The organism is Pseudomonas sp. ACM7 (assembly GCF_004136015.1).
Lineage (GTDB): Bacteria > Pseudomonadota > Gammaproteobacteria > Pseudomonadales > Pseudomonadaceae > Aquipseudomonas > Aquipseudomonas frigoris.
In genome coordinates this window covers 2,056,391-2,074,394 of the sequence record NZ_CP024866.1, presented here as the reverse complement: position 1 = coordinate 2,074,394, position 18,004 = coordinate 2,056,391, and the positions used below count along the sequence as shown (strand labels likewise).

The window sequence follows — 18,004 nt, the reverse complement described above, 5'->3', positions numbered from 1 at the left end:
ATGAGCGACTCCCTTGATCTCAGCCTGGACGGTGTAGAACGCCGGTCACTGGCTGACTTCACCGAAAATGCCTACCTCAACTACTCCATGTACGTGATCATGGACCGTGCCTTGCCGCATATCGGCGACGGCCTGAAACCGGTACAGCGGCGCATTATCTATGCGATGAGCGAGTTGGGGCTGGACGCCGATTCCAAGCACAAGAAATCGGCGCGTACCGTCGGTGACGTGCTCGGTAAATTCCACCCGCACGGCGACTCGGCCTGCTACGAAGCCATGGTCCTGATGGCCCAGCCGTTCAGCTACCGCTACACGCTGGTCGACGGCCAGGGTAACTGGGGTGCGCCGGATGATCCCAAGTCTTTCGCCGCGATGCGTTACACCGAAGCGCGGCTGTCGCGTTATTCCGAAGTGCTGCTCAGCGAACTGGGCCAGGGCACCGCGGACTGGGGGCCGAACTTCGACGGTACGCTCGACGAGCCGCTGGTGTTGCCGGCGCGTTTGCCGAACATCCTGCTCAACGGCACCACCGGCATCGCCGTGGGCATGGCCACCGACGTGCCGCCGCACAACCTGCGCGAAGTCGCAACAGCGTGCGTGCGTTTACTCGATGAGCCCAAAGCAACGGTCGAACAGCTCTGCGAACACATCCAGGGCCCGGATTACCCGACCGAAGCAGAAATCATCACGCCGCGTGCCGATCTGCTGAAAATCTACGAAACCGGCAAGGGCTCGGTGCGCATGCGCGCGGTCTACCACATCGAAGACGGCGACATCATTGTCACCGCGCTGCCGCATCAGGTCTCCGGCGCCAAGGTGCTGGAGCAGATCGCGGCCATGATGCAGGCCAAACCGTCCAAAGCCCCGCAGATCGCTGACCTGCGAGACGAATCCGACCACGAAAACCCGTGCCGGATCGTGATCATTCCGGGCGCACGCAAAAACTTTGACCACGATGCGTTAATGACACACCTGTTCGCCAGCACCGAGCTGGAGTCGAGCTACCGGGTCAACATCAACATCATCGGCCTCGACGGCAAGCCGCAGCTGAAAAATCTGCGTGCGCTGCTGGTGGAATGGCTTGAGTTCCGCGTCAACACCGTGCGTCGTCGCCTGCAATTCCGCCTCGACAAGGTCGAGCGTCGCCTGCACCTGTTGGACGGTTTGTTGATTGCCTACCTCAACCTGGATGAAGTGATTCACATCATCCGCACCGAGGAACACCCGAAAGCCGCGCTGATCGAGCGTTTCGCCCTGAGCGAAATCCAGGCCGACTACATCCTCGACACCCGTTTGCGTCAGTTGGCGCGACTGGAAGAAATGAAGCTGCGTGCCGAGCAGGATGAACTGCTCAAGGAACAGGCCAAGCTGCAAGCCCTGCTGGGCAGCGAAACCAAGCTGAAAAAACTGGTCCGCACCGAGCTGATCAAGGATGCCGAAACCTACGGCGACGACCGCCGCTCGCCAATCGTCGAGCGTTCCGAAGCCAAGGCCTTGACCGAGCACGATCTGCTGCCGAACGAGAAAGTGACCGTCGTCCTGTCGGAAAAAGGTTGGGTTCGTTCTGCCAAGGGGCACGAAATCGACGCCACCGGGCTTTCCTACAAGGCCGGGGATGGTTTCAAGGCCTTGGCGCCTGGCCGCTCCAACCAGTTTGCGGTGTTCATCGATTCCACCGGTCGCAGCTATTCGGTGGCCGCGCACACGCTGCCATCGGCCCGTGGCCAGGGCGAACCGTTGACCGGCCGTCTGACGCCGCCACCAGGGGCGAGCTTTGAATGTGTGCTGATGCCGGAAGACGATTCGCTGTACGTGATCGCTTCTGACGCCGGTTACGGTTTTGTGGTCAAGGGTGAAGACCTGCAGGCCAAGAACAAGGCGGGTAAGGCGCTGTTGAGCCTGCCGAACAACGCCAAGGTGATTCTGCCGCGTCCGGTGGCCGATCGTGAGCAGAACTGGCTGGCCTCGGTGACCACCGAAGGTCGCCTGCTGATCTTCAAGATCAGCGATCTGCCACAATTAGGTAAGGGCAAAGGCAACAAGATCATCGGGATCTCCGGTGAGCGTGTCGCCAGTCGCGAAGAATATGTCACGGACATCGCCGTATTGCCGGATGGCGCCACATTGGTGCTGCAGGCCGGAAAACGTACCTTGTCACTGAAAGCAGACGACCTCGAACACTACAAAGGTGAGCGTGGACGTCGTGGTAACAAATTGCCACGTGGCTTTCAGAGGGTAGATGCGCTGCTCGTCGAAAACCTCAATTAAGCGTCCTAGAGCGCTCGATCTACGATTTAACGCGTAGATCGACGCTTTGGCGCTGGAGTCGGAACGCATATTCACGGATGATATGGCCTTTCAAGCGCCGGCGTGGCCGAGCGTTCTTCATATTTATTGAGTATTTTCACTGTGGTTAGCCTTGTGGCAACCACCTGGATGGGACGATGACTGCTCTGCGCCTTCCTTTTATTTTGATGCTCGCTGGCGTTCTTGGCCTGGCGGGTTGCAGCGTTCACCAACCGGTGTCGCTGTATCAGCTGGACAGCGGAAGTCCGGCTCAGCCTGCGCAAAGCGCGGGCATGGCTGTATTACTGGGCCCGGTAACAGTCGCTGATTACCTGCAACGCGAAACGTTGTTGCAGCGACAGCCGGATGGCAGCCTGCAAGCGTCGGTTGATGGTCGTTGGGCGGGTAGCCTGTCGTCGGATATCGATCAGTTGCTGCTGCGTCAGGTCGCCGGTCATCTGGACAGCCAGCGCGTAGTGCTGGCGCCAGCGACAGTGGGCTTCAGGCCGGATGTGCAGGTTCTTCTGACGATTACTCGCCTGGACTCGGGTGAGGCGCAACCGGCGATCCTTGATGCGCAATGGCGTCTGATCGACCGTCGTGGCCAGGTTCGTGATAACCGCATCATTCACCTGCAGGAACAGCATGCCGGTGGCACGGCGGCTCAGGTTCAGGCTCAGGGTGTATTGCTGCAGCGTCTGGCCGAGCAGCTTTCGGTGGCCCTCAAGCCGCTGGCTAATCAGCCGCCGATTGCCGAAGCGCCAAAAAAACCGGCTACCAAGCCTGTGGCACCGGCAGCCGAGCAAGAGAAACAGCCGAAGATCCCTATGGCGTCGCCGATCCGGACCGATATGGAAGTGTTCAGGTTCTAAGCCTGGATTGATCCAAGAACAAAGCCCGCCATGTGCGTAATGCTGTTCACTTAAGGTTGGGGTACATATCCGTTTCTGCGGTCACGGCGGCCTAGGGTTCCGCCCTTACGGCGGGTCACTTGGAAATACGGAATGCCGCCCAACCCCAAGTAACCAAGGGCTCTTGCCCCTTTCGTTCGGTGCCTCGCTTAGGCTCGGCATGCCCGCGCTCCGGTCCTGCTCCGTGGGCCCGCCGCCATCGGCCATCCATGGCCGGGGGCGGCTAACCCGGCATCCATGCCGGGTTGCCCACTGCGCAGAACCTCCACTCGGCCTCTCGAGGGGGCGTGCACCGCAAACGCCAAAGCGAGGCGGCCTACCGGCCGGCCTGACTCCAAGTGAACGCATTTCCCTGTAGGAGCTGTCGAGCGAAGCGAGGCTGCGATCTTTTGATCTTGCTGTTGCCGTTGCTGTTGCTTTGCTTTGGCTTCAGATCTGCCGCCCCTTTTCCAGAGGCCGAACGCAGGCGTTGCGCAGGGGGCACCTCGGCATGGATGCCGAGGTAGCCGCCCCCGGCCATGGATGGCCGATGGCGGCGGGCCCCCGGAGCAATGCCGGAGTGAGGGCATGCCGAGCCTAAGCGAGGCACCGAATGGCGGGGCAAGAGCCCTTGGTTACTTGGGGTTGGGCGGCATTCCGTATTTCCAAGTGACTCGCTGTAAAAGCGAAACCGCCAGCAGCCGCTACCGCAGAAATGGATATGTACCCCACCCCATCCCATCCCAAACTTTTCTTAAAGTGAACAGCATTGCGCCATGTGCGGGCTTTGTTGTTTCTGCAGGTTGGAAATCTCCGTTGCCTGTCCTGACCCCTTCGCGAGCAAGCCCGCTCCCACATTCGATTGAGTTCCTTCAGAGGGAATGCGATTAAATGTGGGAGCGGGCTTGCTCGCGAAGGCGGGCAACAAAAAGCCCGCAGACGATTACTCGTCTGCGGGCTTTTTCATAGCGGGGCTATTTACGCCCGACGCTCATGCATCCGCGCCAGTTGCCGCTCCAGCATCGACGGATAAGGCTCCATCAACCGCTCCACGCAGCACGCGCCCTCAGGGCTTGCGATCGGTCGGATTCGTGCGCGCTGGCGGATCAGCGCGTCGTCACCGATCTTGCGCTCCACCAGCAACAGGTTACGACTGTGTTGCGACAGCGCCAGCGCATCCTGAGCCGTTTCGGTCAGCAGCAGGTCAATCTGGCTCAGACCGAACAGCTCATCACCCAGCGTCAGGCCCAACTGCAACTGCAGGGTGATGCCGCTGTCCGCAACTTCGATCTGCAACTGATGGCCCAGAGCCCGCAACAACTCACCGCAGCAGATGGCGTTGGTCAGGTAGTCGTCGCCGCTGTCTTCGGTGTGGAACAGCATCAGCGTGCTGCCATCGTTCAGGGTATGCAGTTCGCTCTGGTAGAGCGAAGCCGCCTGATCAAGGCAATCGCGATAGCGTTTCAGCAATTCTTCCAGGCGGGTGCGAGGCAGACGACGCAGCTGATCCTGGGCGCCCAGTTGCACGGCCAGGACGGCGCTGTGCTGTGGCACATTCGAGATCACCGGTTTTGCTACCGGTTTAGGCGCAACGTCGGCCGATTCATCGCGCAAGTCGGCAAACGCATCATCGTCATCGTCGTCTTCAACGGTGCTGACACTGCGCCGCGGCGCAGGCTTGAGGCCGGCCACAGGTTTGCTTTCATCGAAGCTCGGATCCCGCAGGTTGCGCACTTCGAAGCTCGGCTCGTTGTCGTCGGCGTCTTCGTAGTCGCTTTCGTCGTATTCAGGCTCGGGAGCGGGTTCCGGTTCAGCCGGCTCTGGCGCGAAGTCGGCGTGCAGCTGGCGAGCCAGATCGCCGATCTCATCCTGACGCTCGGTGGCCGGGGTGTATTCGTCGATATGGCGCAGCCACACCCGCAATTGCAGCAGCGGCGTGGAGATGTGCCGACCCAGTCGCAGGCTCAAGGCCAGGGACAGCGCCAGCAGAATCGCGCTCAAAATGCCCATGCTTTGCAGGCTGATGGTCATCGGCTGCTGGAACTGATCCATGTCCAGGCTGATGCGCAGTTGCCCGGCAGTCACATCCTGGAAAGTGATCTTGCTCTGGTACATGCCTTCGGCTTCGCCCAGCAGGCTATGCTTGGGGCGCTGACCGGCTTCGGCGAGGATGCGGTTATCCACGCTGTAGATGGCAGCATGAGCCACCAGCTTGTTTTTGGTCAGGTTGTTGAGCAGCACGTTGAGGCTGAGGATGTCGTTGGACACCAACAGCTCCGTGGCGGACGTGGCAGTCTGGGTGGTCAGGCTTTCGCCCAGGGCATCCGCCTGCTCGTGCATGGCCTGCTTGAACTGCAAACCCATCACGCAGGCATAGATCACCAGGGCCAGAGCGACCAGGATCACGTTATGGCTGGCGATGCGTAATGCAATCGGTACACGGCGGTGGCGCAGTGCACGGAAGATCAGCAGAAAGAAGTTATCGGTTTTTACTGGCGTGGGCCGGTTCACTTGAGCTCGGCTCTTTTGTCCGTGAAGTTGACGCGCAGTATAGCGACAGGCCCTAGACCGTCAAAGCGCTCACGGTGCCCGATGGTCACTGAAAGTGGGTAGAATGCGGTTTTTTTCCACCTGCGGGGGTGCGCCTTGCGCGAAATCGTCCTGATAAACATCACGGGAGTCGACCGTCCGGGTCTGACTGCGGCCATTACCGGCGTTCTGGCCCAGGGTGGTGTGAACATTCTCGACATTGGTCAGGCGGTGATCCACGACACGTTGTCGTTTGGCATCCTGGTTGAAATTCCTGACACCGAGCAAGGCAAGTCGGTGCTCAAGGACATCCTGTTCACGGCTTACAAGCTCGATCAGCAGGTGCGTTTCACGCCGGTGTCCGAAGAGGATTACCAGCAGTGGGTCGGCAATCAGGGCAAGAAACGCCACATCGTGACCCTGCTGACCCGCAAAGTGACCGCCGGGCAATTGCAGGCCGTGAGTTCGATCACCGCTAAATATGGCCTGAACATCGACCACATCGATCGTCTGTCCGGGCGCATGCCGCTGGACACCCCGGCCGATCAGGGCAAGGGCTGCATCGAGTTTTCCGTTCGTGGCGAAGCGGCTGATCCGCAAGCGCTGCGGGCCGAATTCCTCAGCGTCGCGCAAGAGCTGAACGTCGACATCGCCTTCCAGGAAGATTCGCTGTTCCGTCGTAACCGCCGTCTGGCGGTGTTCGACATGGACTCGACGCTGATCGAAGCCGAAGTCATCGACGAACTGGCCAAGGCTGCCGGCGTGGGCGATCAGGTGTCTGCGATCACCGAGCGGGCGATGGCCGGCGAATTGGACTTCCGCGCCAGTTTCAAGGAACGCCTGGCCTTGTTGAAAGGGCTGGATGTCAGCGTACTGGATTCCATCGGCGCCTCCCTGCGTCTGACCGAAGGTGCCGAAACCCTGTTCGCCGAACTCAAGCGTCTGGGCTACAAGACCGCAATTCTGTCGGGCGGCTTTACCTACTTCGCCAAGCAATTGCAGACCAAGTTGGGTATCGACTATGTGTTCGCCAATGAACTGGAAGTGGTCGACGGCAAGGTCACCGGCGTGGCGGTCGAGCCGATTGTCGATGCGCAGCGCAAGGCCGATCTGCTGAAAGAGCTGGCGCACAAGGAAGGTTTGCGTCTGGAGCAGACCATTGCGGTCGGCGACGGCGCCAACGATTTGCCAATGCTGGCCATTGCCGGGTTGGGCGTGGCTTTCCGTGCCAAGCCGCTGGTGAAACAGTCGGCGAAACAGGCGATTTCCACCCTTGGGCTGGATGGTGTGCTGTATTTGCTGGGCTTCCGGGATCGTGACGGGCAGCTCTAAGAAAGATCAAAAGATCGCAGCCTTCGGCAGCTCCTACAAAGGAATATGCGTTTCCCTGTAGGAGCTGCCGCAGGCTGCGATCTTTTGCTTTGTGGCCCCCCGATTAAAGCGTTTTCCACAACGAATCAAAATCCTCCTCAGCGCCGCTCACCGCGGCGTTGTCGTTTTTGGCTACCTCCAGTGGACGGTAGGCGAACTGATTGAAGCTGTTGGTGCTCGCCACCCGCCGATCCAGCCCGACCCGGCGTTCTTCACCGTTGGTATTGATCATGATCTTGTTGCCCTCCTGAAAGGGCAGGCGCGGCGCGAGCAAAGTGGCGGGCGCGTCGATGGCGCTGATTTGCGGCAGCAACAGACCGCGAAGGTATTGGCTGTGGTCATCACGGGTGCGCACCAATTGCAGGCCGCAAGGCTCGGCGAAGGGTGCAACCTGCTCGATGCCCATCTGCGTGCCACCGCCGCGCACCTGGCGTATCCAGCGCACCACCGCGATGCTCCAACCCTGACTGGCAGAATCCTCGATACCGACCATCTCACCTGCCTGTAACTCGGCGGGCACTGCGCCGGGCCAGGCCAGGCAGTAACCGCCGGGGCTGTGATTGACCACTGACAGGACATGGGTCGGGAAGTGCTGATTGCGGTCGGATGCTTCGTGGCTGTCGTCATTCTGAAGCTGCGGGTATTCGATCTCTTCGTAGGGCAATAGAGTGTCTGCATTGCCTTGGGGAGCGGCGTCGAAGGCCTGGTGCCATTGGTCCTTTTCCCGGCCGGTCACTGACGTTACCGAAAATTGTGCAGGCCGGGCGCCGTGGTTCTTCAGGATGTCGCTGAATGAGCGTTGCCCGCCCAGATAGAAGTGCAGCGCGCTCATGCCTATGCACAGGGTTAACGTGCCTTGGCCGACGGTGCGCTGGAAACAGCGCTCGGCAGTCTGGCCCCAGGCGGCATGAAGGTGTTGCAACGTATCCAGGCTTAACCCTGCCGGCACGGCCAGCGGTGATGAACTGTCGTTTTTTTGCAAATGAGCTTCAATCGCCGCGACCAACGGCTGCGGATCAATCCCCAATAAGCTCTCTTGCTGCTCGGCCCGGAACTTGGTGCGATAACGCGGCCCGGTGTCGAGGTCTGGCACGACGGCAAACAGCCCGGTGGCCGGTTTGCCGGGTTGCAGCTTGATCCATTGGCTCCAGGGCTCCAGCACCTCGGCCACCCGGGCAATCTGGTGCTGGCGCAGTTGGTTGCAGCGTGAGGCGCCCAACAGCAGGGCGACCACGTAAGTCTGTTCGATGCTCAGGTTTTGCGTCTGGCTGGCCAGCTCATCGCGCAGGCTCGTGTGCTGGAGACGGTGCGCGCAGGCGATCCGATAGAGCTGATGCAGTTCCAGCCACAGGCCTTCCGGCACCGGGCAATAGAGTTTGGTCGCGCGAATAAGCGGCCCGTTCAGGCAATGGATCGCCCGTTGCAGCGCCTGGGTCAGCAGCGGCGCACGGTCCTTGCTGAACTTCGGTGTGATGCGCACGACGATCTGTTTATAACCAATGGCCAAATGACTTTGCAGCGCCTGACAGAGGTTGGCGATCTTGCGGGAACGCTCGTCGAGGACAATCGACTGATGCAGGAAATGCTGCTCAAGGTGTTTGCAGACGTAATACACCTCGGGCCGCAGCAGTTCGAGCAATTGCAGGCGATTGTCGCTGGGCGTGAGCAGTTGGTTGAGTTCGCTCAAGCCTTGATACAGCTGGCGAGCGGTTTCGCCGATGTTGGCTTTGGGCAGATTGGCGATCCAGCGCTTGAGATCACGCGGGGTGGCTTCACAGAACGACAGGCGCAACTGCGTCGGGATCGGGGCGCGTAGCAGGAGGTGGGGGCTGGTTTCATTCATGCCGTGGAAAAACTCCAACCGGTAAATGGGCAGTGAATGATCTGACTGTAGCAGCTATGGATTTATACCGTTTGTCTGTCAGTCGAGTGCCCTCCGGGCGTACTACTAATCTGACAGTCGTGCGACTGGATACGCACAGTCGTACGGCCTGCTGCCTACGCAGGGCAGGTCTCTTTGTAACTTCAAGGAGATGAAGTTTATGTCTAGATATGTAGTGGCAAATCAATGGGGCGGTAGTTCGGCACCCTGGCATCCGGGCGGAGACTGGACGCTAGGCGCGCGGGACAACCAGAACGTTGTCGCGATCGAGATCAAATCGGGCGATGGCGGGAAGAGTTTCACCGGCACCATGACGTATGCGGGTGAAGGTCCCATTGGCTTCAAGGCTCAGCGCACGGGCCAGAACCAGTACAACGTTGAAAATCAGTGGGGCGGCAACGATGCCCCTTGGCATCCGGGTGGCAAATGGGTCATCGGAGGTCGGGATAATCAGAACGTTGTGGCGTTGAGCGTGACCTCCAGTGATGGAGGGAAAAACCTCAGTGGCACCAATACCTACGCCAACGAAGGGCCGATCGGCTTCCGTGGACAGATAGAGTAACGGCAACACCGAAATGTCCGCCCCCGCGAAGACGTTCGCGGGGGCGGATCAGGGGATCAGGCTTTTGCCAGGCCCATGCCCAGGCCCATCTGCACCGGCGAACCGGCCGCCAGCTCTTCAGCCCACTTCACTTGATCAGGTCCGAACAGCACGACAGCGGTCGAGCCCAGTTTGAACCGACCCAGTTCTGCACCTTTCTCCAAATGGATCGGCGCGCGGGCAGCTTCGTCGTAGCGGAAGGTTTTCAGCTCGCGTTTCGGCGGCGTGACCAATCCAGCCCAAACGGTTTCGATCGACGCAACGATCATTGCCCCCACCAACACCACGGCCATCGGCCCGCGCTCGGTGTCGAAAATGCACGCCACACGCTCATTGCGGGCGAACAATTCCGGAACGTTTTCAGCGGTGGTCTGGTTGACCGAGAAGATCCGGCCCGGGATATAGACCATCTCGCGCAGGGTGCCGGCCAACGGCATGTGCACGCGGTGGTAGTCCTTCGGCGACAGATAAATCGTCGCGAAATCACCGCCCATGAACGGCGCTGCGTTGGCCGCGTCGCCGCCCAGCAATTCCAGCACGCTGAAGCTATGACCCTTGGCCTGGAACACACGACCGTGTTCGATCGGGCCGAGTTGGCTGACCGCGCCGTCGGCCGGGCTGAGAATCGCGCCTGGCGTCTCGTCCAGAGGGCGAGCGCCGTCCTTCAAGGCGCGAGTGAAGAACGCATTGAAGTGCTCATAGGCCGTCAGGTCTTCGACCAGCGCCTGCGACATGTCCACCTGATAACGCTTGGCGAACCAGGCGGTGAAGGCGTTCTTGAACCAGCGCACGCGGCATTCGGCAATGCAGCCGGCCAGTCGCGACAGCAGGTGATGGGGCAGCAGGTATTGGCTGAGGATAAACAAACGCTTATTCATTAACTGTCCTTAAAAACCTTAAATCTCTACGGGGGTGTCGGGATGGTTGCCCCATTCGCCCCAGGAACCGGCGTAGCCTTTGACCCGCGGATAACCGAGGGATTTGGCCACCAGATAGGTGAAGCCAGAACGATGGTGAGTCTGGCAGTGGGTAATCACTTCTTTGTCTTTGCTGATCCCGAGCTTTTCCAGGATCTGCGGCATGTCGGTGCGGATGCGCAGGTTGCGCGCCTGATCCATGCCCGCGGTCCATTCGAAATTGACCGCGCCGGGAATGTGCCCGGCCTTGGCCGCCAGGACTTTCTCGCCGGAGTACTCCAGCGGCCCGCGTGCGTCCCAGATCGCCAGGTCGGCGGCACCGAGACGGCTTTGCAGGTACTCGCGGGTGGCGGTGGGTTCGTCGTGCAAGGTCAACGCAACCGGGCTGCCGACCGCTGCCGGGATCTGGATCGACATGGGCAAGCCTTCTGCCAGCCAGGCCTTCAGGCCGCCGTCGACATAGTGGTACTTGCTGTGGCCGATGACATCCAGCAGCCAGATAAAGCGCCCGGCCCAACCGCCGCCTTCGTCGTCATAGACCACGTAGACCGCATCAGGGTTGTGTCCCAGCTCACCGAACAACGCTTCGAGCGCCGCTTGCGGCGGCATCAGTCCCGGCGCAGGCGCGTGACCGAGTTGCGTGCGTTTCGGATCGACAAAACGCGCACCGGGGATATGCCCTTCGGCATAGCGGGCGCTGCTGGTCAGGTCCACCAGGATCAGATCGCGGGCGTCGAGACGAGGGAGCAAGTCGCTCGGCTCGATGACCAGCGGCAAGCCAGAGAAGTCAGACATGTGAGGTCTCCAGAACACAAAGGGGAGGATTGTATAGCAGCGTCATTGGCCGCGGTGACTAAAGCTGTGCAGTGCCTTTTCGATGCACTGCGCGGTTTTGCCGAAGGCTTGCACGGTGATTTCAGAGAACGGCCCGCCGCCCTGATCCGCCACCACAAGCATGATCACCCGACCATTATTGACCAATGAGCGCAACAGCAGGTGTTCGCCGCCGAACTGTGAGCGCAGGCTGGCCGGTAACAGGGCGGAAAATTGTGCGTTGTTGGCCGGCGTCAGGCGTACCTGGGCCTGCTGCGAGAGCAGGCGTTGCAGCACGGTGCTCTGGCTGACGGCGAAGTTCAGACCGGCCACTTCTTTTGGCAGCCCGGCCGTCTGGTGCACTCGCAGATTGTCATGGGTGCGGTCGGCCATCAGGATCATCACCCGACGCATGCCGCACGCGACCAACGCGTCCCGGGCAGACGTGGTCAAGTGCATCGCATTGGTGAAGCGGCTGGGCTCGACCAGCAACTCGGCACACTGTCTGCGCCATTTCGCCAGGTCTTCGGCAGTCGGTGCCGGGGCTGGCAGCAATCCGGCGTGAACGCGGTTCATACCCCACGGCCAGATCAGTGAAACGGCTGGGTGCCAAAGGTCTGGCATGGCGTGATGGCGGGCGCTGTTGGCGGCCTGTTGGTGCAACTGCTGCTGCACTTCGTCCATCGGCATTTGCAGGTAAAGGCTGGTCAGGTACTGCCAGCGTTCACTGTGCGGACTGTCCCAGGCCTGTTGTGCCGACAGCGCCAGACCGTTGGCCAGCAGCACCGTATTGGCCGGTTGATTGAGCCAGCGGCGCAGGGTCGGATCGTCATCGAGGCGGTTCTGCTGGCGTAATGGATGATCGCTGTCGCGCGCGATGCGCAGCACTTTCACCAGCTCACGTTGCTCGTTGAGCAGCAGCCGATAACCCTGCTGCACCCAGATCGGCAGGCGCCAGATGTCCACGAGCGCCAGGCAGATTTCCAGCAGGCGAGCGCCGAACAATTGCTTTTCGACTTTGCGCGCCGACTCGCCTTTGTGCATGACCCGCAGCTCCCACTCTTCGAGCAACTGTGGATGAGTCAACGCCATCGGCCAGAGCGGCGAGAGAAACAGCAGGCTGCCCCAGTGGATGTCTTGCCACAGCCGCGCCAGGCGACTGGCGAAAAAACCGTTGGCCTGTTGGGTCGCGTGCTGGCTGATCAGCTGCAGCTGACGCAGGGCGATCGGGATCTCCGATTGCGGCTGGGCAGGCAACCGGGCGAGCAGTTCTTCGGTGCGCTTCAAACCGAGGCGATTGATCGCCACCTCAAGGTTTTCCGCAGGCTCGGTCATGCTGCCATGGGTGTGGCGATTGGCTTCGCGAATCACGCTCAGCGCCAGCGCGGGGCTGTCCTGTATCAGTTCGGCGATATCGCGCAGGGAGCTGCGACTGTTGGCGATGGCCTTGCAGACACGGTCATGACTGGCTTGCGGAACCGGTAGGCGCACGCCATCGAGAAGCTTGACCCAGCCTTCGAGAGTGGTTGGTTTTGGAGTTGGAACGTTCGTTTCGTTAGCCATGGTTGGACGCGATCATCGTCTGCATTACCTATGCCCGGAGCGGGCCAAATTGGCTTTTCGCCTGAACTGGCTATAGTCTGGCGCAGTTTTGCCGATAAGTAGAAGAAGAGATTTTTTAACTTCCGAATATGACCTTGAACCCGACTCAGTAAGTGCTCTCCTACCTATGGCTAAATTAATCGGCATCATCGTCGTATTCGCGAGCGTGCTCGGCGGATACGTGCTCTCCCACGGCAAAATTGCCGCCCTGATTCAGCCCTTCGAGGTGATGATTATTGGTGGTGCGGCCCTTGGTGCATTCCTGCAGGCCAACCCCGGTTACATGACTATGCACGTGCTCAAGAAATCCTTGGGCATGTTCAGTTCGCGTTTCAACCACACGTTCTATCTGGAAGTGCTGGGTCTGATCTACGAGATCCTCAACAAGAGCCGCCGCGAAGGCATGATGGCCATCGAAGGCGACATCGAAGATGCCTCCGCGAGCCCGATCTTCGCCAAATACCCTGCGGTATTAAAAGACGAACGCATGACCGCGTTCATCTGCGATTACCTGCGGATTATGTCCTCCGGCAACATGGCTCCCCATGAGCTTGAGGGCCTGTTCGACATGGAACTCTACAGCCTCAAGGAAGACCTCGAGCATCCATCCCACGCGGTGAACGGTATTGCCGACGCCATGCCCGGTTTCGGTATCGTCGCGGCGGTACTCGGTATCGTGGTGACCATGGCTTCCCTGGGTGAAGGCGACCAGAAATCCATCGGCCTGCACGTGGGTGCGGCCCTGGTCGGTACCTTCTTCGGTATTCTCGCGGCGTACGGTTTCTTCGGTCCGCTGGCCCACTCCCTGGCCCACGATGCCAAGGAAGAACTCAACGTCTACGAAGCCATCAAGGCCTCGCTGGTCGCTTCGGCTTCCGGCATGCCGCCATCGCTGGCGGTAGAGTTCGGTCGTAAAGTTCTGTACCCGGCGCACCGTCCTAGCTTCGCTGAGCTGGAACAAGCGGTTCGCGGTCGCTAAGTCATGGAAAATAACCAGCCGATAATCATCAAGCGCGTCAAGCGCATCGCCGGCGGGCATCACGGGGGCGCCTGGAAAATCGCCTTCGCGGACTTCGCGACGGCGATGATGGCGTTCTTCCTGGTGCTGTGGCTGCTGTCCACCGCAACGCCTGAACAGAAGATCGCCATCGCCGGTTACTTCAAGGACCCGGTCGGCTTTTCCGAAAGCGGCACGCCGTACATCATCGACCTGGGCGGCACACCGACCCTGGCGCCGGAGAACACCCTCAACCCCGAGGTGAAATCTCAGCCGCAGCCGGACAAGGTGACCATCGACGCCGAGCAGGTTGAAGGCATGGCCGAGCAGGTCGAGAAGGAACGTCTCGAGCTGTTGCTGCAAGAACTGCAGAACAAGGTCGAAGAGAACCCGCAACTCAAGAAATTCAAAGACCAGATCTTGTTCGAGATCACGCCTGACGGTTTGCGCATCCAGATCGTGGACGCCGAAAACCGACCGATGTTCGACTCCGGCAGTGCCCGTCTGAAGCCGTACTTCGAAGACATCCTGCTGGCCATGGCCGACACCATTAAAGCGGTGCCGAACAAGATCAGTATCAGCGGCCACACCGATGCCAAGCCGTACACGGGCACCGGTGACTTTGGTAACTGGGAGCTTTCGGCCAACCGTGCCAACGCTGCCCGTCGTGCGCTGGTCGCGGGTAGCTATCCGGATGCACAGGTGGCGCGCGTCGTCGGTTATGCCTCGTCGGCGTTGTTCGATCGCGAGCACCCGTTCAATCCGGTCAATCGCCGTATCGACATTATTGTGCTGACCAAGAAAGCCCAGCGTGCCATTGAAGGTTCGCAAGGTCCGGAACCGGCTCCCGAGCCGACGCAAGGGCAGGGCGGCCCGGGCGAAGTGCCCGCCACGCCAGTGGACCCGAACGCGTTGCCGGCGGATAAGGAACCGTTGCCAGCGCATGAGCTTCGCGAGCGTTTGAATCTCTTCGATAACCCGGCACCGAAACCGGGTGAGCCACCCAAGCAGTGACCACAAAAAAGCCGACAGTGATGTCGGCTTTTTTGTGCCTGTCGTTTGTGCGTTGGTGGCGGCTGTAGGAACGATCTGAAATTTCGCGCTGGGGGGTCTCAGTCGTGCAAGCATCTGCCTATAGTTTCGCCGTTGCTGCCAACGTCGTAACCGATCTTAGCCGGTCGAAACAAAGATGAAACCTCTCGAACGCACCCGGAGTTTTGACCCATGGCTAAGTATCACCCGCTCCAAGGCAACTTCAGCGTCGACCCGACGCTGTACATCGACACCGAAGCCCGCGCTTCCGATCTCCTCGAAACCGCCGTCCACCGACTCAAAGCCGCGCGTAATCTGCTCAACAGCGTCACCTGCCTGTGCGTCAAAGACGCCGAAGGTCATGATCTGGAGCATTTCGCCAATGCAGCACACATGTTGATCCAGGACGGCTGCGATGCCTTGGATGTGCTGGGCTGGACGCTGGAAAAAGCTGCACGCTGAAAATGAGAAAGCCGCGATGTTCGCGGCTTTTTTGTGACATCGTGGTTGCCGGCGTGGATACCCGCTAAATAGGGGGATGCGCCATTACAACTCGAAGAACCTGTGTTCTGGCGGGGGCACTGGCTGTCTACGACGAACAGCATGCTCCGCACCTTTGCGTAACTTGCAACTGCTACAAAGAATCTATACTGTCCCGTGAGTTTTGCGGCAAGACATGATGTCTACTGCTTGATCTACCCATTTCATGTGATGCCATTCTAGGGAGGAGGGATCTATGACCACAGTTCAGAACCTTTACTCCGCCTTAGACAAACAGGGCATTTCGAAAAAAAAGCTCGCTCTTCTGCTGCCTGACTGGTGGACAGATGAGGTAGAGGCGTCGCCGTCAGGTGTGCAGCAAGCCAAGGTTTATTTAGCCAAGGCATTAAGTCTGCGTATGCGTCCTTTCAGTGAAACGCCCCCCCGGATTGAGTTCGACTTACCGGCGGATAAGCGGTTCAAGAAGTCTGCCAAAACCTCTGAAGCAGATGTGAATCTTGCGGTTGCCTTGGCTCGCAGCGCCTCGCGCCTCGCGCTTTCTGCGCTCGATACTCAATTCGCTCCGCCTCCACCGGATGCGCTGGCGATTCGGGAGCACTTGCTTTCGTCGGGGGCTCCTTGGGTGGGCTTGTCTGCGTTGCTCGACTATTGTTGGAGCATTGGCATCCCAGTCATCCACTTGGCTACACCTCTGCTCGGCCGAAAAATGGATGGCATCGCCATGGCGATTAATGGCCGGCCATCGATCGTCCTTTCTAACAATCGAAAAAGCGGATTCTTGCTTTTCCATTTGGCACATGAGCTTGGGCACATCGCCTTGGGGCATGTCGGCGCAAATGGAACGATTGTCGATGATGAAATCAAAAAAGATGATGATCTAGGCAAAGACGCCGATGAGCTTGCAGCGGACCAGTTCGCTATCCAGTTATTGACTGGGAATGCTCATGGCAATCTAACGCTTCAGCACTTGATCAAAGCGCCTGTGCTGGCGCGGCAAGCAGTGCAGTATGGGGCAGAGCATAAAATCGATCCTACACACATTGTTTTGAATTGCGCTCATAACAATAAGCGGCTTTTTCCTCTGTGTGTTTCTGCTGCAAATCTCATCGCTGGAGAAAGCACAGATCAGTCGTTGGTTTCAGACTTTGTTTTTCGGCATCTGCAAGGAAACCTAAAGCACGACAGCGAGCATTTACTGCGGAAACTGATCGCATAAATGATTCTCCTCACTGACAACGACATATTGGTAAAGCTAGCTCAATGTGACTTGATCGAAGAAGCTTTATCAGTTTTTCAGTGTGGACTTGCTGATTGCTACGTTCTAGACAGTGCCAAGCACTCTCTCTACTTAAATGATGTGGAAAAGTGCGTATCCAGGCGCGTCGGCAGCTATCAATCCTATGATCGACTTTGCAATCTCGTCCAGTCATGCCGCGTGCTTGGGGCTGCCGATGAAGATTTTGATTTCATGGACGAATTGCTTCAAATCGACAGTATCGACGATGGCGAGCTTTTGCTGTTGATGCATGCTTTCTCTCTCTTTCAAAATCAACAGCCTTACTCATTTACTACGGGTGACAAACGCGCACTCGTCGGTATCTTGATGTCGCAATCAGATAGAGCAAAGCAGATACTTTTCCAGCGGGTGGAATGTGTCGAGTCAATCATTCTGAAAGCAATTCGAATATACGGTTTCACGCATATCAGCACGAAGCTCATACAAGCTCAGGCTCTTGTTGCTGCAGAAAAATATGACAAGGTTCTGAGAATGGCTTTCGGTGCCGGACGTGATGAACTTCACTCTAATACCTGTCTTTCTCAATACCTTGCACCCGTCGGTCAATTCATCAAGCCCTAATTTATATGGTGGCTCGGAAGTCCTCCAGATCCCTGTTAAATGCTCAGAAGGGCTGTTCGCTTCACGCAATTAATCAGACGGAAAATGGTGCCCGCTGGCTTGCGTCAAACCCTCAAGGTTACAAAAGGGTGGATGGTGCCCGCTTGATCAAGACCATTCAAGAAGCCTTCAGCCTCGATTAATTCAATTTTTTCGCACGGTATCACTAGCACTGATAGCGTGCATAAACCCTGTTATTTGGCCGAGAAGGCTCTGTAACGCCAATTTTGGGACGTAAGATGTGTTGGCTGAGCGGTTATTGCTCAACAGCATCATATGCAGTGCGTCAGCAGCTCAGCGCATGCAAGACGTCGCAGTCCTGAATGCTGAAGACCAGAAAAGCCGCGATCATCGCGGTTTTTTTGCACGTGCGCCAGGCATGGCGCGTTGCGCGCAAGCGCAACCAGCTTGGCTGTGGTGGCCTCGCTGGTGACTTGGAGGTGAAAGTCCTCTACACACCCGGCAAGGGGAAGTGTTAGCCAGAGGCAAGGGTGTCGCGGGTGACCGCGAATCTGAAGGAAGCCCGAGGCAAAATGCTGGCTTGACGAACAGCAAGCGGATAGAGGCGGCGCAGCGGGGTAAAGGGGCGTGTTTCCCTAAAGCCCAATACTTGCACGGGACGCTGCGACGTAGATCCGACAGGCATAAGCAGGAAGGTTAGATCCGACAGGCATAAGCAGGAAGGT

Annotated in this window: 14 protein-coding genes; 9 read left to right on the top strand and 5 right to left on the bottom strand. The window is 58.7% G+C overall.

Annotated elements, in window-relative coordinates; genetic code table 11:
* Positions 1 to 2,268 carry a DNA topoisomerase IV subunit A gene (gene parC / locus CUN63_RS09810; RefSeq protein WP_129439022.1) on the top strand — a complete coding sequence of 756 codons (2,268 nt, stop codon included), beginning with the start codon at positions 1 to 3 and terminating at the stop codon, positions 2,266 to 2,268.
* 176 nt (positions 2,269 to 2,444) lie between these two features.
* On the top strand, positions 2,445 to 3,158 hold the full coding sequence (locus tag CUN63_RS09805) for a membrane integrity-associated transporter subunit PqiC (RefSeq protein ID WP_129439020.1): 714 nt from the start codon (positions 2,445 to 2,447) through the stop codon (positions 3,156 to 3,158).
* A 996-nt stretch (positions 3,159 to 4,154) separates the two neighbouring features.
* Here the strand turns inward: CUN63_RS09805 and CUN63_RS09790 are convergent.
* Positions 4,155 to 5,687, bottom strand: a complete 1,533-nt coding sequence (locus CUN63_RS09790; protein WP_129439014.1) for an AhpA/YtjB family protein — start codon at positions 5,685 to 5,687, stop codon at positions 4,155 to 4,157.
* A gap of 135 nt (positions 5,688 to 5,822) precedes the next feature.
* On the opposite strand from CUN63_RS09790, the gene serB reads away from it, so the two are divergent.
* Positions 5,823 to 7,037, top strand: coding sequence for a phosphoserine phosphatase SerB (serB, locus tag CUN63_RS09785; protein WP_129439012.1), 1,215 nt, complete (start codon positions 5,823 to 5,825; stop codon positions 7,035 to 7,037).
* A 103-nt stretch (positions 7,038 to 7,140) separates the two neighbouring features.
* Here serB and CUN63_RS09780 read toward each other — a convergent pair whose 3' ends face one another.
* A complete protein-coding gene (locus tag CUN63_RS09780; RefSeq protein WP_129439010.1) occupies positions 7,141 to 8,919 on the bottom strand; it encodes a molecular chaperone in 1,779 nt (592 codons plus the stop codon).
* Positions 8,920 to 9,118: 199 nt separating this feature from the next.
* On the opposite strand from CUN63_RS09780, the gene CUN63_RS09775 reads away from it, so the two are divergent.
* Positions 9,119 to 9,520 (top strand): hypothetical protein, encoded by a 402-nt coding sequence (locus CUN63_RS09775; protein ID WP_042932429.1) that lies wholly within the window; start codon positions 9,119 to 9,121, stop codon positions 9,518 to 9,520.
* A gap of 56 nt (positions 9,521 to 9,576) precedes the next feature.
* Here the strand turns inward: CUN63_RS09775 and asd are convergent, their stop codons facing one another.
* From asd to CUN63_RS09760, 3 genes are read right to left on the bottom strand one after another with little or no spacing between them, the layout of a single operon-like run.
* Complete coding sequence (gene asd / locus CUN63_RS09770; protein ID WP_129439008.1) at positions 9,577 to 10,437, bottom strand: archaetidylserine decarboxylase; 861 nt, start codon at positions 10,435 to 10,437, stop codon at positions 9,577 to 9,579.
* Between the two features lie 18 nt (positions 10,438 to 10,455).
* Positions 10,456 to 11,271 carry a rhodanese-like domain-containing protein gene (locus CUN63_RS09765; protein WP_129439006.1) on the bottom strand — a complete coding sequence of 272 codons (816 nt, stop codon included), beginning with the start codon at positions 11,269 to 11,271 and terminating at the stop codon, positions 10,456 to 10,458.
* A gap of 42 nt (positions 11,272 to 11,313) precedes the next feature.
* Complete coding sequence (locus CUN63_RS09760; protein WP_129439004.1) at positions 11,314 to 12,852, bottom strand: HDOD domain-containing protein; 1,539 nt, start codon at positions 12,850 to 12,852, stop codon at positions 11,314 to 11,316.
* Positions 12,853 to 13,018: 166 nt separating this feature from the next.
* Between CUN63_RS09760 and motA the strand changes: the two genes are divergently transcribed.
* From motA to CUN63_RS09735, 5 genes are all read left to right on the top strand, one after another.
* Entirely contained in the window at positions 13,019 to 13,870 is an 852-nt protein-coding gene (motA, locus tag CUN63_RS09755) for a flagellar motor stator protein MotA (RefSeq protein WP_129439002.1), read from the top strand.
* A 3-nt stretch (positions 13,871 to 13,873) separates the two neighbouring features.
* Complete coding sequence (gene motB, locus CUN63_RS09750) at positions 13,874 to 14,902, top strand: flagellar motor protein MotB (RefSeq protein ID WP_129438999.1); 1,029 nt, start codon at positions 13,874 to 13,876, stop codon at positions 14,900 to 14,902.
* Between the two features lie 210 nt (positions 14,903 to 15,112).
* Positions 15,113 to 15,382 (top strand): hypothetical protein, encoded by a 270-nt coding sequence (locus CUN63_RS09745; protein WP_129438997.1) that lies wholly within the window; start codon positions 15,113 to 15,115, stop codon positions 15,380 to 15,382.
* Positions 15,383 to 15,656: 274 nt separating this feature from the next.
* The gene (locus tag CUN63_RS09740) at positions 15,657 to 16,637 is read left to right on the top strand and encodes an ImmA/IrrE family metallo-endopeptidase (RefSeq protein ID WP_129438995.1); all 981 of its coding nucleotides are present in this window, start codon (positions 15,657 to 15,659) and stop codon (positions 16,635 to 16,637) included.
* Complete coding sequence (locus tag CUN63_RS09735) at positions 16,638 to 17,279, top strand: hypothetical protein (RefSeq protein ID WP_129438993.1); 642 nt, start codon at positions 16,638 to 16,640, stop codon at positions 17,277 to 17,279. It begins immediately after the preceding gene.
* The last annotated feature ends 725 nt before the right edge of the window (positions 17,280 to 18,004 follow it).

Coding starts and splice junctions, on each gene's coding strand:
- parC (WP_129439022.1), top strand. CDS start 1: ATGAGCGACTCCCTTGATCTCAGCCTGGACGGTGTAGAACGCCGGTCA.
- CUN63_RS09805 (WP_129439020.1), top strand. CDS start 2,445: ATGACTGCTCTGCGCCTTCCTTTTATTTTGATGCTCGCTGGCGTTCTT.
- CUN63_RS09780 (WP_129439010.1), bottom strand. CDS start 8,919: ATGAATGAAACCAGCCCCCACCTCCTGCTACGCGCCCCGATCCCGACG.
- CUN63_RS09775 (WP_042932429.1), top strand. CDS start 9,119: ATGTCTAGATATGTAGTGGCAAATCAATGGGGCGGTAGTTCGGCACCC.
- asd (WP_129439008.1), bottom strand. CDS start 10,437: ATGAATAAGCGTTTGTTTATCCTCAGCCAATACCTGCTGCCCCATCAC.
- CUN63_RS09765 (WP_129439006.1), bottom strand. CDS start 11,271: ATGTCTGACTTCTCTGGCTTGCCGCTGGTCATCGAGCCGAGCGACTTG.
- CUN63_RS09760 (WP_129439004.1), bottom strand. CDS start 12,852: ATGGCTAACGAAACGAACGTTCCAACTCCAAAACCAACCACTCTCGAA.
- motA (WP_129439002.1), top strand. CDS start 13,019: ATGGCTAAATTAATCGGCATCATCGTCGTATTCGCGAGCGTGCTCGGC.
- motB (WP_129438999.1), top strand. CDS start 13,874: ATGGAAAATAACCAGCCGATAATCATCAAGCGCGTCAAGCGCATCGCC.
- CUN63_RS09745 (WP_129438997.1), top strand. CDS start 15,113: ATGGCTAAGTATCACCCGCTCCAAGGCAACTTCAGCGTCGACCCGACG.
- CUN63_RS09740 (WP_129438995.1), top strand. CDS start 15,657: ATGACCACAGTTCAGAACCTTTACTCCGCCTTAGACAAACAGGGCATT.
- CUN63_RS09735 (WP_129438993.1), top strand. CDS start 16,638: ATGATTCTCCTCACTGACAACGACATATTGGTAAAGCTAGCTCAATGT.